We start from the raw sequence: 16196 nt of genomic DNA, 5'->3' as shown, positions 1-16196 counted from the left end.
AGTTCCACTGTCCGTCACGCCGATCGTGAGTCCCGTGTCGGTGTAGTTCTGTTCGATCCAGTCGGGCGGTGTCCCGCGCGGGTCGTATCCAATCCAGACCGTGACATCGTGGTCGACCGAGAGAACGAGTTCGTGCGAGTTCCCGCTGCTCTTGTCGTCATTGGGCTGGCGCACCAGGATTGCATCGTCCAGATCCACCGGGAGATAGGTCAGCGTGTAGGAACGATCCGTGTAGTACTCGTCTCCGATCTGTGGAACTCCCCAGACATCGTAGACCCGTGCGCTCGTGACGCTCACAATCCCTACCCCAACAGAGCAGGCAACATCCGTCTGAATGGGATACGGCCCGCAGACTCCAGAGGGGCTTCCGAAGAATGTCCCCGTCCAGTTCTCGCCGGTGAGATCAAAGGCGGGAGGAAACGACGGAGGATTGTCCCAGAGCGTCACATCCACCGTCACGCTGGACTGGGGGGGCACCATGATGGAAGGCGAAATGGAAACCGTATCACCCGAGGCCGGTCCCGGACTCGGCCCCGAATAGGCCAGGCCTCCATCCACAAAGACGGCGAGAATCCCAAGAGTCGGGTCACTCCAGGTGAGACTCATTCCGTCCAGATAGTAGGTATCTACCGCCGACAGATTCGTGAGCGGGAAGGAGAGGCTCTCCCCCCAGGCGCCTCCGAGGGTGGCCGGGCCTCCATTCTCGACACCGACGCAGGATGGCCCGATTCCCGAGTTGTCCACATAGACATCCAGCGTGTCGGAGTCCTCACAACCCATCGGGTCCGCGGCAACCGCCACCAGCTGATGCGGTCCGTCTGACTCCGTCACGGTGTACCATCCGATTCCAAAGTCGCCGTACTCCCAGGGAGCCGTGTAGTCCACATAGCGAATCTGGCCGTCGATCCAGAACTCCACATAGCTGACGGTACTCGTGGAACACGCGGTAGTGGATACGGTCCACGGAACGGTCCCCTGCAGAACCGCGTAGTCAGCGGGCGCCGAGCACACCGCCACCGGTGGACAGGCACAGCCCCAGGTCGGAATTTCCGTCACCGACTGCGCATACGCACTCTCGTTCCCGCACACATCGTACGCGGTCACCGTGAAGTAGTAGGTCACGCCGGTGGAAAGACCCGTCACTTCATGGAACACGGTATCGCCCACATCTTCCGACGCACTCCAGGTCCCGGGGACCGTCCCCCACCAGACGCGATACCCCAATATGTCTCCCTCGTTCTGTGAAAGCGTCCAGGAGAGCGACACCTGATCACCCAACCCGGCATCCTGTGCCGTCAGGTTCGATGGAACAGCGGGAGGGTCCGTATTCCCCGCGCACTGCACAGGAGTGGCGCTCACCATCCCCGTGAAGCCTCCGGTGTGTTCACAGCCGTCGAGGGCGGCCACCTGAAACTCATAGGTCGTCTGGTTGTAGAGCCCGTATACGCTGTATGATGTGACATTCCCCACGAGCAGCGTCGTCCCGCCGCCTCCTCCCGATTCACGGAAGAAGACCTCGTAGCCCACAACATCCGGATCGGGGACGGAATCCCACGACAGATGCACCACCTCGTCTCCGGCGAAGGCCGCGAAGTTCGTCGGAATCGCCGGGAAGGTGATGTCTTCGTCGCACGGAACCATGGTGACCGTGATGGGATTGGTCAGATCACTCGCGTTGCCGCAAGCATCCAGAGCCAGAACCCGGACGGAGTACACGGAGCCGTTCGTGAGCCCGACCAGCACCCACTCCGGACCGCTGGATGTATCTACGGTGACATTGGACGAGTCCTGCGTGTCGAACCAGTGGATCTCATAGCCGCCGATGTCCCACTCCGGGGACGAGTCCCACTCCAGTTCGATGCTGTCGTTCCCGATTACGCGCCCGGCCAGATTCATCGGGTCGGATGGAGGTTGTGCGTCCTGCGGCTGGCCCGACACCTCCTGCGCAAATGAACTCACATTGTCCGCTGCGTCGACCGCCTCCAGGTTGAAGTGGTAGATATCGCTCTGGTCGAGTCCGGTCAGCGTGTAGTTCAGCACATTCCCGACAAATATCGGCGACGGCCCCTGGTCGGAGTCCGTTCCGGTATAGGGAGACCCGCCTCCTGCGTTGGAGTAGGACAGGTAGTATCCGGCCAGGTCCGCTTCCGCATTCGCGCTCCATGCGACGGTGGCCGTACCGCACGCCATGATCGCCACCAGACCCTGTGGCGGGTCGGGGGGAGTCGCGTCCCCGAGCGTCGGGACGCTCTTGCCGAGGTTGCGGCATCGCACGCGGGTAGACATCGTGACCTCCCGAACACCCGCCCCCCCCGCGCGGTCGACATTCGCCATGCTGCCGGACCCGATCGTCGTCACGAACACCTCCACTTCATGAACTGCCGCGCGCGAACCCGTCACCGCCCCGACCCCGTCCCGATACACAAAGGCCAGAACTTCCACTCCCAGCGCAATCTCGTCTGTCACGGGCCCGGGCGATCCGTCATCGGCCGGGTTTCGGATCAGGAGCAGTTCCGAAGTGATCCCGTCGCCGTCCTGATCGGCTGTGTCGAGCCGGAAGGTGCGAATCTGATCGCGAACTCGAGCATCGGTCACCAGCGTCACTTCGGAGGAATCGATGACCGAGAATCCCTTTGCCGATCGGAGTTCCTGCCCCATCCACGCCAGCACCGCCCGTGCATTCTGCTGCGCGTCCACGCTCTCCGTGCCGCGCTCGTAGGACTCCTCGGCCGAGATGAAGACGCGATACACCCCGGCAACCAGCAAGCCCACCACGAGAAGCGCGATCACCATCTCCGTCAAAGTGAAGCCACGCGAATTCCGGAGAGACACGACGCGGCTCCTCAAACGCCGGAATCGGAAACGAAGGTGGCCAGCGTCACCTGGCGCGGGGAGTGATTGTCGGACCATGAAACCACGACTCCAAGCCGCTTCATTCCTACCGCCGGAACATCATCATCCACACTCCACGCCCTCTGGTATCTGCCGTCCGGGGAGTCGGTCCCGGATTGCCCGGACAACTGCAGCCACGGTACATTCTTCAGTTCCTCCAGCTTGGCCTCGGCATGAAAGGTCGCCCGCGAGTCCAGATCCCCGGCGGCCACACGCTCCATCGCCAGCGGAAAGAGACCGGCCAGTGAGAGCAGGCCAATCCCCAGGACGACCATCGCGATCATCAACTCAACCAGCGAGAACCCCCGCTCACCGTTTGCACGCTGCCGATGCGACACGCGTTTCATCCCTCCCCCACGACAATCCGTCCGGTCGAGGCCAGCACATCGATTCTCTTGACGGCATCCTTCCCCTCCAGCCAGACGGAACCCGACGCGCTGCTCGTCCCGTCCGGGCGGAAAACCACGCGATTGCCTGAGAAGAAGACCGCGTTTTGAAGCAGAACTCCTGAATCCAGCGAAAACTCCTGCCTGCTGTCCTTCGGCCCGAAGACCGAGTCATTCCCTTCATCATCCCAGACTTGGTAGTCATCGAGATTCGGTCGAAATGTGACAATGAAGTTGTTCCCTTCCGACACCGCCTTCTCGCGAGCCAGGCGAAGGTGTGCAACGAGTCGGTTTGCGCTTCCGGAGAGCTTCCTCGACTCCATGAGTCCGCTCATGCCGCCCCACGACAACGCGCCCACAATCCCCAGAACTCCCATCGTCACCATGAGCTCGGTCGCCGTGAAGCCGCGCCGCCTGCGCGCAACCCTCATCATGCTCTGCCGTAGCTGCGCCGGGCTGCATCGAGACAGGCGCCAGTTGGACTTGGACATGGAACCCCCTTTCCCCATTCGGAGTACGCCATTTCCATGCCAGAGAATGCGCGAAGGTGCTCTGGCCGAAAACCGGGCTGTACAGGGGAATCCGGTGATTCCTGGCACCGCCGGTGGAAGAGGATGTTCGGGTTGTGAACAGAGTGCCCAGAGAGCGGGCACGCCGATCAGGAAGCGGTGCGCGCTTCGGAAGGAACGGGGACTCTGCGGAAGCGGGCCGTGAAGTGGCGCAGAACTTCCGCCTGATACTCGAACTCATACCCGCGAATCCCGGTACGGGAATCCCGGAGGCGCGCCATGCTCTCGATCACAAAGTCCAGATGCTCCCGCATGTACACCCTGCGCGGGACGGCGAGACGCACGAGTTCCAGGCGCGGGAAGACAGGTTTCCCGGTATCCGGATCGGTCCGCCCGAACATGACGCCTCCGATCTCCACCGTGCGGATTCCCGACTGCAGGAACAGTTCCACGGAAAGCGCCTGCCCCGGGAAGTACTCGCGGGGGATATCCGGAAGAAACGCGGCGGCATCCACATACACCGCATGTCCGCCGAACGGCACCAGCATGGGGATCCCTTCGCGCTCCAACCCTTCTCCGAGATACCGGACCTGTTCAATCCGGTGCGCCAGATAGTTCGGGTCTACGACCTCTTCCAGGCCGGTGGCCACCGCTTCCAGATCCCGGCCCGCCATTCCGCCGTAAGTGGAGAACCCCTCGTACAGAACAAGCCGCTCCTTGATCCGACGAGCGAGATCCTCTTCGCGAAGGGCAAGAAACCCACCGATGTTCACAAGCGCGTCCTTCTTGGCGCTCATGGTGCAACCATCGGCCAGGGAGAAGATGTCTGCCGTGATATCCGTAATGGACCGCCCGGCGTGGGCACCTTCTCGATCCTGAATGAAGAAGGCATTCTCGGCGAACCGGCACGCGTCGATGAAGAGTGGAATCCCGTGCCTCTCCAGGAGCTTCTGGTAGGCGGCCATATTATCCAGCGAGACAGGCTGCCCTCCCCCGCTGTTGTTGGTGATGGTGATCATCGCAAGGGGGATTCGTTCCCGCCCCTTCTCCTGGATGACGCGCTCCACCTTCTCGATGTCCACATTGCCCTTGAAGGGATGCTGCGCGGTGGGGATCTGCGCCTCGTCGATCACAAGATCCATGGCCACTCCGCCAGCGACTTCGATATTGGCGCGGGTGGTGTCAAAGTGAGTGTTGGAGGGGATGAAATCTCCCGGCTTGACGAGAACCGAGAAGAGAAGATGCTCTGCGGCCCGGCCCTGATGGGTGGGGATCACATGCCGGAATCCGAAGATCTCACGGACCACATGCTCCAGGCGATAGAAGCTCTCGCTGCCCGCATAGGCTTCGTCGCCGCGCATGATGGCAGACCACTGGTCCGCGCTCATCGCGGAAGTTCCGCTGTCCGTGAGGAGGTCCACATAGACATACTTCGCGGGGATCTGAAACAGGTTGAACCCGGCTCGGCGGGCCTGTGTCAGTCTCTCGTCCGCGCTCCACACACGAACCGGCTCGACGACCTTTACCTTGTACGGCGGCAGTCCCATCACACACTCCTCCAGTCATACGCCGGGTCCAAGCTATCGCCCGGGAGGGGCTTCGTCAATCGCCTGCGAGCCCACGCTCCTGATCCGTTCCCGGGATCACATTGTCCAGCACAAGCCCAAGGACACCCGCGACCGCCATGCCCGTCCCGCCGACGGACCGCAGGACCTCACCCAGCCATGATGGAAGCCCGGCCAGGAACTCCTCCGCACCGGGCTGGTAGCCGGTTCCTCCCGCCATCCACGCCGGTACGGACAGCCCCATGAAGAGCGAGAACCCGGCGATGAAGAGGTTGCGGTCGCTGGTCAGGTCCGCCTTCGCAAGCTGCTGAATACCCACGGCCGAAATCAACCCGAAGAGAGCGCAGTAGAGTCCCCCCACAATCGGCCCGGGTATCGTGGCGACGGCCGCACCGAACCGGGAGAACATCCCGAGAGTCACCAGAAGGAGCGCCGCGATCTGCACCACGCGCCGGGACGCCACCTTCGTAATCCCGACCAGTGCGACATTCTCGGAATAGGAGGTGGAACTGAATCCGCCAAGAAGGCCGGTGACCGCGCACCCGACTCCTTCGAAGCCAATCCCGCGGTTCAACTGCTTTCCGGAGGGAGCCTCCGCCCCGGCCATGGCCGCCACGGCATGGTAGTCGCCAAAGGACTCCACCGCCGACGCGAAGTAGGCCGCGAGAATCGCGATCAGGAATGTGAGATCAAACTCCGGCCGCCCCCATGGGAAAACCAGGCCGGTCGTGCGAAACCACGGAGCGTTGCCGATCGTCGACAGGTCCACATGGCTGGGGTGCCCCGGGGCAAACACGCCGGCCAGCGAGAACCCCAGCGCAACGGCATACGCCAGCACCACCGCCGAGAGGATCGGGAAGATGCGGAAGAAGGAGGACTTCCGGGAGAGAATCAGCGTGAACACAATGATCAGGAGAACGGTGAGACCGGAGATCCGGGGATCCGTCCCGGCCTTCGGTGCGCCGTGCCCGAACAGCGCCAGCCCGATCAGCATGATGACCGGTCCGACGACGACCGGAGAGAGAAGGCGTCGAAGACGCCCGACGAAGCCGCCGAATCCGAGCCCCATCTCCACCAGACTCCCCATGAGAATGGCCCCGGCGATGAGACGCATGGCCCGGGGACCGTCTCCGCCCGTGGTGGCGATGATCGCGAAGAAGGCCGCCAGGAACGAGAACGACACCCCTTGAATGATCGGCAGGCGCGATCCCCAGGTCACCTGCAGGAAGGTGGCCACTCCGGAGCACAGCATGACCGAACTGACGAGAATCGCGAGTTCCCCGGGACTCATTCCCATGGCCGGCCCCAGGAGAAGGGGAACGCTCACGGTGGCGCCAAACATGGTCAGGACATGCTGCAACGCCAGAACCAGATTGCGTGGAAACTCCGGACGATCATCGAGGCCGTAGATGGGGCGGGATGACGACGGCATGAACTCCTCCGGGGGACGGGGACGGAACTTCCCCGTGCGGTGGTTCGTCCGCCGGGGTACGCTCAGTGCTTCTCGGGAATCTAGCATGGGAGGACCGGTGGGCATACGATTCGGGGTCAGCTACTTTGGGGTGCGCGACATCCGCCATGCCCGGGCCGATCTGGACGATATCGCGGAGGCGGGCTTCTCGTCCGTCATCCATACATTCTCCGAGCACGACCTCCGGTACCATGTGGAAGATGTCGGGCGACTGGTGGAAGAGACGCGTTCGCGCGGTCTGGAAGCGACCCTGGACCCTTGGGGTGTTGGCGGGCTGTTTGGTGGCGAAGCGTATTCGGAGCGCGCACTCGTGGATCTCTCCTGCCGCCAGGTGGACGCCCACGGCCACTCCGTTCCCGCCTGCTGCCCGAACGCCGAGGAGACACGATCCCTTCTCTCCCGCTGGACCACCACCGCGATCTCGCTCGACCCGGATCGTCTCTTCTGGGACGAACCCCACTACCATCTTGGCGCCTTTCGCGAAGACCACCCCGCCTCCCCGTGCTGCCGCTGTGAAGCCTGTGAACGGGCGTGGCGCGATGCGGGCGGCAGCGGGAATCTCCCGCCGGAAGGGCACCACGATCTCGACAGTTTCCGCGCCCGCTCCTTGAGCAATCTGCTGCGCTCCGCCATCGAGACCGCGGCAGAGCACCGCGCGAAGCACACTCTCTGCCTTCTCCCCCACGGCGAGCACCAGGGGGCGGGCTCGGACGACTGGAGCCTGCTGAGCCAGCTGCCGGGCATCGATCGGATGGCCACCGACCCGTACTGGATGGACCGCCCGGTCGACCCGGCCGAGTATGTCCGATCACATGCGGAGCGCCTCCGTGCGGAGTGCAGCCGGACCGGACACGACATGGAAGTCTGGGTGCAGGGAATCCGGATTCGCCGGTCGGAGGAAGGAAGCATCGTGAGCGCTGTGGCTGCGGCCGCACAGGCTGGGGCTGATTCCATCGCGTTCTGGAGTTATCGGGGGACCGAGCGAATGGCGAGTCTCACCTGCGAGGCGCCCGACTCCGCATGGGATGCCATGCGCCGCGCGGTCCGGGAGTTCAGCAAGCCATGAGCCTCCGTCCGGTCGTCACGATGTGCTGCGCGGCGATCGTTCTGTCCGCGGGAACCTCACACGCACATCCCATGGGCAATGTGTCCATCAGCCACTATGCCGGAATCGACATCAGCCCGGACACGACCCGCGTGAAGTACCTGCTGGATTTTGCGGAAGTCCCGTCCGTCCGTGAACTCGCGAGAATCGATACGGACCTCGACGATCGCGTCACGCCCGAGGAAAGGGATGCCTACCTGTCAGAACTGACCGGCGAAGTCCTCCCCCGACTCTCGCTGGAAGTGAACGGACAGCACCGGATCCTCTCCCCGTTATGGAGTCGCGTCGTCTTCCCTCCCGGGCAGGGCGGGTTGTCGACCGTACGCGTAACCTGGGAGCTTGAAGCGATCATGGAAAGCCCGGGTGAAGAGGAGACCCACCTTCTCGTCTGGGCCGACTCCAACTATCCCGACCACATGGGCTGGAAGGAGATCCGTATCTCGGCGTCCGACGGTCTGCAAGTCGCGAAGACATCTCTGCGTGCCAATCTTCCAACCAGCGGCGGCCTGACCGAGTACCCGGAGGAGTACCTCTTCGACCCTCCGACCGACACCAGCGCCTGGTGTGTCTTCGGCCCCGGGCTGACGGCTGAGAACGCGGACCTCATCGAACTCCCGGCCGAGTTCGCCGCGCCGCGCCCCGAGGGCGGCCGCTTCGTGAACCTCGTCTCCGGGGGAGATCTGTCCGCGCGGGCAGTGCTCGTGTCGCTGCTCTTGGCGATGCTTCTCGGCGCCGGGCACTCACTGGAGCCGGGGCACGGGAAGGCGCTGGTCGCCGCGTACCTCGTGGGCTCGCGAGGGACGGTGGCTCAAGCTGTGTTGCTGGGCATCATCGTTACCGTGACGCACACGCTGGTCGTGTTCGTGCTGGGCTTCGCGGTCCTTCTTCTTTCGCAGCACTTCGTTCCGGAACTGCTCATCCCGTGGCTCGGAGTCGCGTCCGGGCTTCTGGTCACGCTGGTCGGTGCGACCATGCTCCGCTCCCGCATCCGTGAGTTCCGCGGCCACTCTCACCAGCATTCTCACGACCACACCCACGACCCACCGACGGGCGCCTCTCCCCGCGAGATCCTCGCCCTCGGAATCAGCGGCGGCCTCGTCCCCTGCCCTGCCGGAATCGTCGTTCTGCTCGCCGCCGTGTCTCTGGGCCGAACCTCATTCGGGTTGCTCCTCATCACCGCATTCAGCATCGGGATGGCCGCCATTCTCTCCGCCGTCGGGATTCTCTTCGTCACCGCTCGACGGCTTTTTGATCGCGCTCCGCTGGACTCGAAGGTCCTGCGCGGATTCGCTGCCGCCTCTTCGGTCGCGGTCATGGTGTTCGGAATCGTGCTGGCCTGGCGGGCTCTTGCCGAAACGGGACTCCTGTAGTCGTCGCACCTGCACAGAATCTCCGGCAATCCCCGAAGATCGGCAAACCCCGGCGCGGATTGGCCGCGACTCCCCGAAGTTTCCAATGAACGGAAATCGCGCATTCAATGGGGCAGGCAGCCTGAGCGGACCGTGCTGCACCACAACTGTGTGCTATGATTGGTGTCGGCGGACGCTGCCCGCTCCGTGATCCGTTCACACTCTCCACTCCGGGTTCGCCCGGCCCCAGCGAGAGAGGGTTCGCGAGGCCCGTGAAGCACGAGCAGGGTGGCTCCGCCTTCTCTGCGCCCGGCCTGTCAACGACCGGCGAACGTTCCCGCCCAATCCGGCTCCGAGAGAAGCAGGACCTCTACCGGCTCCCCCGGCTGGACCTCGGACACGCCTTCGCGAAGAATAGCCAGCCCGTTCGCCTCGGCCATGGAGCGCAAGTTCCCGGATCCGTGCGGACCGACTTCCCGGGCGAAGACACCATCCGGGGTGGACTCCACGCGGACGCGGGCGAAATGCCGCCGGGGAGCGGGGCCGTGGATCCGCCCCTTTGCGAGACACCGCAGGCGCGGCCGGTCCGGCTGATCGTCTCCCTGAAGGAGGCGCAGAAAAGGGCGGGCGAAGTTCTCGAAAGCCACCATGGAGGAGACGGGATTCCCGGGAAGTCCGAAGACGAACGCTTCCCCCAGTTTCCCGAAGAGCAGCGGCTTCCCCGGACTGGCCTCCACGCGCCAGAAGATCCGGCGGAATCCCCTCGCCTCCAGAACATCCTGCAGGTGATCACGCTCCCCCACGGAGACGCCTCCCGATGTCAGGACCACATCCGCCTCTGCGGCGGCTTCCAGCTTCCGGGCAAGGTCCGCCGGTTCGTCACGGGCAATCCCGAAGTCTCGCACCAGTCCTCCCGCCTCCGCGGCCTGCCCGGCGATCGTCAATCCGTTGGATCCATGGATCTTCCCCGGAGCCAGAGCCTCCCCCGGCGCGAGAAGCTCGTCCCCCGTGGACAAGACCGAAACCGTGGGCCGCCGGTACACGGACACCGTCGCAATGCCCAGCGATGCCAGCACGCCCAACTCCTGGGGACGAAGACGCTTGCCTGTGCGGAAGACCTCTGCGCCCGCGTTCATGTCTTCGCCCACACGGCGGATCGAGTTCCCCGCAGCGGCGTCCCTGCGAATCCGGACCGCCTCCCCGTCCGGGTCCGTCCACTCCACGGGAATCACCGTGTCGGCCCCCTCCGGCACCGGGGCCCCGGTCATGATCCGGGCAGCCGTCCCGCTCTTCACCGCGAAGTCCGGGGTTGCCCCCGCAGGAACCTCCCCGACAATGTTCAACGCCACGGGCCGATCCGCAGACGCTCCCACGACATCGGCAGCGATCACCGCAAAACCATCCATCATGGAGTTCTCAAAGTGAGGCACCGAATGGGGCGCCGTGACAGGCTCCGCAAGAATGCGCCCGACTGCGACCGACACCTCCACGATCTCCACTTCCAGCGGAGTGGCTTCCGCACGAACAAGGGCCACCGCTTCGTCGAACGGGGTCAGAGGCAGTGCGTCGCGACGAAACGACGGGGTCATGCGTTCTCCTTTGGATTGTCCGGCGGCACCGGTGCAACGGAGTCCTCCACCCATCGGGAGTATGCCTTGGTGGAACTGTCCACGGCCATTCGGAGGACCATGGGGGTCTCATACGGATGTTCCTTCAGGACGAATGCTTCCACTCGCGACGCAAGCCCGGGTACCGTCTTGATGGAGACGCGGTACTCTCCTTCATCCTCGATGCAGCCGCGCCAACGAAAGAGCGAGCGAACCCGCTCGATCCCCACGCAGGCCCCGAGCTGCTCGGACAGAATCCCACGCGCCAGATCTTCCGCCTCTCCTTCGGTCTCCACGGTGGTCACGATCTCCACCAGACTCCGCTCAGCCATTGCCACTCTCTCCTCGGCCCATTTGAACACGACGGGCCGCCTCTCCCGACGGGCCATCCGGGTCCAGTTCCAGGCACTTCCGCCAGTGAACCTGCGCCTCCTCCGCCCGCCCCAGCATCTCCAGCACCTGCGCCAGATTCAGATGCACGACGGCCGAGCGCGGCCGAATACGCGCTGCCTCCAGAAGCACATCAGCTGCCTTGCCGCCCTCTCCCTCCACGAGGTACGCCTGCGCCAGTCCCTGCCGCGCAGCCACCGAGCCCGGGTGCATGCGAAGCGCCCGGGCGTAGGCAGCGTGAAGTTCTGCCCGATGTCCCAACGCTCCCTCCGCCCGCGCCAGATCCAAGTAGACGGTCTCCGGATTGCGACCGAGAGTCACCGCCTCTCGAAGCGCGGCCACCGCTTCCTCATACCGATCCAGCTCCAAGAGCGCACGGCCCAGATACTCCAGACGCATGCGGACCCTCGTGCCCGATGGCGACGATGCGCCCAGCAAGGTGACCGCCTCTTCGGCATTTCCGGACTCCAGCAACGCAATCCCCCGGCTGATCACATCCACGAACTCCACCAACCCCTCCGGCGACGGGCCGGAAGCGAGTCCACGCTCCAGGCTCCCCGTCGGCCGGGAGGCCCCTGCCGCATACCCCAGCGAACGAAGGGCCGCCGACTCCTCCGGCTCCATCTCGCGCTCCGCTCCCCTGGCCGACTGCGAACGCTGCTCTCTCCATGCGTCTTCCATTTCCGATCGGAGATCTGCAGCGACCTCCGGGTACTCCAGCGCAAGGTCGGTCGTTTCTCCCGGATCGGACAACAGGTCGTACAGACGATCCACCTTCCCGGAAACGAGACGCCACCGCCCACTCTCCCGGGAACGCAGCGCGTGGAAACCAAAGTTGAACCAGCCATAGAATGTCTCCGCCTGGACGGATGTGACCGGGGCCTCCAGCACCGGCGCCGCTCCGTCCGAGAGCGCACCTTCCACGCCCAGGAGCGAAAGAACCGTGGCGGGAACCCGGGCCAGAGAACGCGCCCCTCCGAGAAGCGCGGGGCGTGCTTTGTCCGATACCGCCAGCATGGGAACCCGTATCGTCGAGAGACGCAGGAGAATGCCGTGCGTGGATTCCCCGGCGTCGCCCAGCCCTTCTCCGTGATCCGATGCCACCACTACACAACGGGTGCGCCCCGGGCGAGCTTCGTCCAGCGTTCTGAGAAGCTCTCCAACCTCGGTGTCCACGAAGGCGATCTCCGCACGGTATGCATCTCCACCGGAGGCGTTCGTCCACGGAGCGGGAGGTGCGTAGTCCGCATGGGGATCAAAGAAGTGCGCCCAGAGGAAAAGGGGGGCGTCGGCACCCGTGCTCGGGGTCTCTCTCAGCCAGCGCTTCACCCGGGCTACCGTCCGGTCCGCGCGGCGTTCCCGCAGGTGCCGGGGTTCCGTGCCTGAAGTGCGCTGCAGGGCGTCATCGTAGTGGTGGAATCCACGGTCCATTCCGAACCGGGACGCCAGCGGAAAGGCCGAGACAAACGCGGCGGTTCGATACCCCGCGTCGCGGAGCACTTCCGCCAGAGTGATCCCGCTCTCCGAAGATAGACGATAGACACCGTTGTCGTGAACGCCATGAACCGAAGGCGGAAGTCCGGTCATCATCGTGGCGTGCGAGGGAAGCGTAATCGGGGCCGGAGCGCGCCCTTCGAAGGCGAGACTGCCGCTGCGCGCAAGCCGATCCAGGTGCGGCGTCCGGGCCGCCATGTCGCCCGTGCAACCCCAGCGGTCACCCCTGCAAGTGTCCAGCGTCAGGAGCACGCCGTCAGGAGCCACACCGGAACGCGGCCCACAACCTGGCAGGAGCGTGGTCAGCGCCACCGCAGCAATGAGAACCCTCGGAATCACGGAATCTCTCTCCTTGGCTGCAAAGGGCACCGAAGGGTAGAAGGAGGCGACTACACGGTCAAGGCTGGCCCCGGAGGAAACCGCCAAAGCCGTGAGGCTGCGGGCGTTGTGTGGGCGCTGATTTGACATCGTACGGGCACGGATCTATGGTTGAAATCGGTTCGGCAGGATTCCTCACCTCCTCGCGGAAGGAGCCGTCGCTCATGAAATCGCTCACCCTCGCGGTGCTGGCAGGACTCCTGATGTTCGCCCCGACTGCCTGGAGCGCCACGGACGCGCTCACCACCTACGATGTCCTCCGTCTCCATACGGCGGGGGTCTCCGCGGACATTATCGTGTCGGAGATCATCGTCACGGAATCGGTCTTCCTGCTTTCGGTAGAGGAGATCCTCCACCTGAAAGAGGTCGGAGTCCCCGAGTATGTCATCCAGTTCATGGTGGATACGGCCCTTCCGCCTGAGGACGGCATGGAAACGACCTTCGTGGAAGACACGCCCGCAGAGTATGACGACGGCCCGGTCAGCCGAGTCGCCATCTCGCTCGACTACCGGTATTCAAACTGGTGGTACGACAGTTACTGGTGGGACTACTGGTACTACGACTCCTGGTATTATCCGTATCGCGTCTCCTACATCATGAGTACCGGAGCCTGGTGCCCCGTCTGGTTCACGACTCGAACCTGCTATGCATCCCCGTGCGCCGGATGGTGGTACTCCTCGTATGGTGGGTACGATTACGGCTACTACGCACGCGACCCATATGTCTACATGCCGCCACGACACCGCGCTCCCAGCCTCGTCAAGTACAAGTCTTCCCCTCCCGGTTCATCGGGCGGGTTCCGGGTTGCCTCGGGAGTCCCCGGACTGAAACAAGCGGGAATCGGCTATGGCCTTCGCGCCACGCGCACCAAGACTCGTGAGGTAAAGGGACGGCCTTCCCTGAAGGATCGCGGGCAAAGGCTGCATGTCGCGAAGACGAACCTCGACCGCGGAAACCGCCGCACGAGCGGCCGCTCCTCCCTTCACCCCGGGAAGAGCCACCAGAGACGACCTGCTGTCGGAAGGCCGGTGCATCGGTCCACGACTCCCGGGCAGCATTCCGCGCTGAAGGCCCCGGACCGCGACCTGCGCCAGAAGCCCCGCACACACAAGCCGACCCGCAAGGTCACGCCTCCACGAAAGACGGTGAAGAAGAGCGTGGCCCCCACGAAACCCGTACCGAAGCCCGCGCCACCAAAGAAGGAAACCAAGGCCAAGGTGCACAAGGAGGAGAGCGGAAAGGGCACCCCGGGAATGTCAAAGCCCGCCAGCCCGACAGACTCCCCCAAGAGGCCGCCGCCACCGAAGCGTCGCGGGGCGTAAGGCGCGGCTTGCGCTCCACGCCGGTCGTCGGCAACCCGGACTAGCCACCGCAGGCGAACGAGATCCGCTCCGTGGCGACCGCATCTGAGACGCGGTCCGTCACGAGGATCTCCACCTCGTAGGTCCCCTCCTTGAGCGTCTCCGGATCCAAGGCAATGAACTCCGCAGCCCGTGCACCCACTCCAACACCGTCGTAAGCAGTACCCACCCCGGGGGCCGCCTTCCCTCGGGAAGTGCCGAACCAGGCCACTCCCACCTCACCCACCGGGCGAATGGTGAACTCCACCTCGTAGAAGGACTCCCCTGCCGGGGACACCGCCAGCCCGTATACCTCAAAGAAGAGGAAGACATCGCGGCCGGGCGGAAACACCGCGGCCGGGTAAGGAGTCACGCGAAAGCCGCCCTTCGCGTACGGGTCGCCGGGTTCCGCTCGATCCACATCCAGCGCGACCTGAATGTCGGAGAGCGCCAATACGCCCGGGGGGAACTCACGAACAAGGATCTCAGTGCGGTAGATGCCCACATTCCCGCTCAGGCTGTCCCGCAGTGAAAGCGCCAGGCGATACTCCCCGCCAGGCAGGCGCACGGCAAGGCGATCCAAGACGAGAGACTCCCCAAGCCCTGTCTGATCGAGACGGTGATTCCGAGTCGTGTGCGCAGTCCGGGCCACGGGCTGATAGTCCGGGTCCTGAACAAGTCCCTCCACCTCCAGAACCGCCTCGATGCCTTCGACATCGCTGTCCCGATACTCCAGTTGGCTTGATGCCACGGCCAGATTGACTTCTACGCGGGTGTCACCCTCCCCTGCGGGTCCGGCGAAGTTCAGGACATCGAAGACATACTCCAAGCTCGCTCCGCCATAGTCGTGAAGGTAAACATGCGGCGTCTCCCGAAGGGCAGTCTGCCCCCTTTGCATCATGGACTTGAGGGTTCGCTGTCGCATCTCCGCTTCCACATCGTAGGCATCAATCTCCTGTCTACCGAACGAGGAACGGCGCCCTTCGCTGGATCCCACATCCTGCATGGCTGCGATATTCCCCTGAAGATCCACTCGACCGCTCCCCTGTCGTTCGAAGGAATCCTGAAAGTTGTCCTTTAGCGTGATGTCCTCCAACTGGAACGCGTGGGACAACTGGAAGTAGATCCACACCTCCGCGGGAGGAACGAGCCCCAGCCCCTCAACCACATCTCCGCTGCGCCGGTCCCGCTGGTCGGGCGGTCCATAGCGAATGAGAAGTTCCCCGCGCCGATCCCATCCCGGAGGATCGTCGATGGCAAACCGGTCCATCGCGTAGGCGAGGCGTCGATAGTGGGCATCGTGTCGTTCGTTCTCGGGAGTGGTGGGGGTGGGATCCAGCGATGCCCAGTAGGCACGCATCCACCCTTCACGATCCGTGTCGGCCATCATCAGGTATGCGCTGGCCTCTGCATCGGTCAATAGATACTGAAGATGCCGAAGGTCCTCCCGCGCATAAGTCTCCGGAGCCGGATTCACCGAGCTCAGATCCAGCGTCGGACCCTCCAGTGCCGGTCCACACCCCCCCACGAGAACGAATGCCACAAGAATGGAACCCAATCGCTTCATGTCTGCCTCTCCCTGCGCTTCAGAAACCGCCCTGCCCTGTGTGTGACCGGCATGCGCCGGGCCCGGCCCGTGTCTCGTCAGAACTCAACGCCGATCGAGAAGTGGTTCCTCGGGTCCCCGACCGTTCGCTGCAAATCCGTTCG

General features: G+C 64.0%; 12 protein-coding genes. 3 read left to right on the top strand and 9 right to left on the bottom strand.

The window, feature by feature from the left end; genetic code table 11:
- The 5 genes from QF819_10495 to QF819_10475 form a co-directional block, all read right to left on the bottom strand.
- Positions 1 to 2832 (bottom strand): fibronectin type III domain-containing protein (locus QF819_10495; GenBank protein MDP6803579.1); only part of this gene is annotated, 2832 nt, incomplete at its 3' end.
- An 11-nt stretch (positions 2833 to 2843) separates the two neighbouring features.
- Positions 2844 to 3239, bottom strand: a complete 396-nt coding sequence (locus tag QF819_10490; GenBank protein MDP6803578.1) for a prepilin-type N-terminal cleavage/methylation domain-containing protein — start codon at positions 3237 to 3239, stop codon at positions 2844 to 2846.
- Entirely contained in the window at positions 3236 to 3769 is a 534-nt protein-coding gene (locus tag QF819_10485; GenBank protein ID MDP6803577.1) for a GspH/FimT family pseudopilin, read from the bottom strand. The genes QF819_10490 and QF819_10485 overlap by 4 nt, the downstream gene beginning before the upstream one ends.
- 167 nt (positions 3770 to 3936) lie before the next feature.
- Positions 3937 to 5334, bottom strand: a complete 1398-nt coding sequence (locus tag QF819_10480) for a tryptophanase (GenBank protein MDP6803576.1) — start codon at positions 5332 to 5334, stop codon at positions 3937 to 3939.
- 55 nt (positions 5335 to 5389) lie between these two features.
- Positions 5390 to 6784, bottom strand: a complete 1395-nt coding sequence (locus QF819_10475) for a solute carrier family 23 protein (GenBank protein MDP6803575.1) — start codon at positions 6782 to 6784, stop codon at positions 5390 to 5392.
- Between the two features lie 97 nt (positions 6785 to 6881).
- Between QF819_10475 and QF819_10470 the strand changes: the two genes are divergently transcribed.
- The gene (locus tag QF819_10470) at positions 6882 to 7889 is read left to right on the top strand and encodes a hypothetical protein (GenBank protein ID MDP6803574.1); all 1008 of its coding nucleotides are present in this window, start codon (positions 6882 to 6884) and stop codon (positions 7887 to 7889) included.
- Complete coding sequence (locus tag QF819_10465; protein MDP6803573.1) at positions 7886 to 9298, top strand: sulfite exporter TauE/SafE family protein; 1413 nt, start codon at positions 7886 to 7888, stop codon at positions 9296 to 9298. The genes QF819_10470 and QF819_10465 overlap by 4 nt, the downstream gene beginning before the upstream one ends.
- 296 nt (positions 9299 to 9594) lie before the next feature.
- Here QF819_10465 and QF819_10460 read toward each other — a convergent pair whose 3' ends face one another.
- Genes QF819_10460 through QF819_10450 form a run of 3 tightly spaced genes read right to left on the bottom strand, consistent with a single transcriptional unit; the run spans position 9595 to position 13107 of the window.
- Positions 9595 to 10866, bottom strand: a complete 1272-nt coding sequence (locus QF819_10460) for a molybdopterin molybdotransferase MoeA (protein MDP6803572.1) — start codon at positions 10864 to 10866, stop codon at positions 9595 to 9597.
- A complete protein-coding gene (gene cutA / locus QF819_10455) occupies positions 10863 to 11216 on the bottom strand; it encodes a divalent-cation tolerance protein CutA (GenBank protein MDP6803571.1) in 354 nt (117 codons plus the stop codon). The genes QF819_10460 and cutA overlap by 4 nt, the downstream gene beginning before the upstream one ends.
- Positions 11209 to 13107 (bottom strand): sulfatase-like hydrolase/transferase, encoded by a 1899-nt coding sequence (locus tag QF819_10450; GenBank protein ID MDP6803570.1) that lies wholly within the window; start codon positions 13105 to 13107, stop codon positions 11209 to 11211. The genes cutA and QF819_10450 overlap by 8 nt, the downstream gene beginning before the upstream one ends.
- 203 nt (positions 13108 to 13310) lie before the next feature.
- Between QF819_10450 and QF819_10445 the strand changes: the two genes are divergently transcribed.
- Positions 13311 to 14468 (top strand): hypothetical protein, encoded by a 1158-nt coding sequence (locus QF819_10445; protein ID MDP6803569.1) that lies wholly within the window; start codon positions 13311 to 13313, stop codon positions 14466 to 14468.
- Between the two features lie 40 nt (positions 14469 to 14508).
- On the opposite strand, the gene QF819_10440 is transcribed toward QF819_10445, so the two are convergent.
- Positions 14509 to 16053, bottom strand: coding sequence for a GWxTD domain-containing protein (locus QF819_10440; GenBank protein MDP6803568.1), 1545 nt, complete (start codon positions 16051 to 16053; stop codon positions 14509 to 14511).
- Positions 16054 to 16196 lie beyond the last annotated feature (143 nt).

It is taken from the genome of Gemmatimonadota bacterium, assembly GCA_030747075.1.
GTDB lineage: Bacteria > ARS69 > ARS69 > ARS69 > ARS69 > ARS69.
Note: the sequence above shows the minus strand (reverse complement) of the source record. Positions and strands in the feature narration are given on the sequence as shown.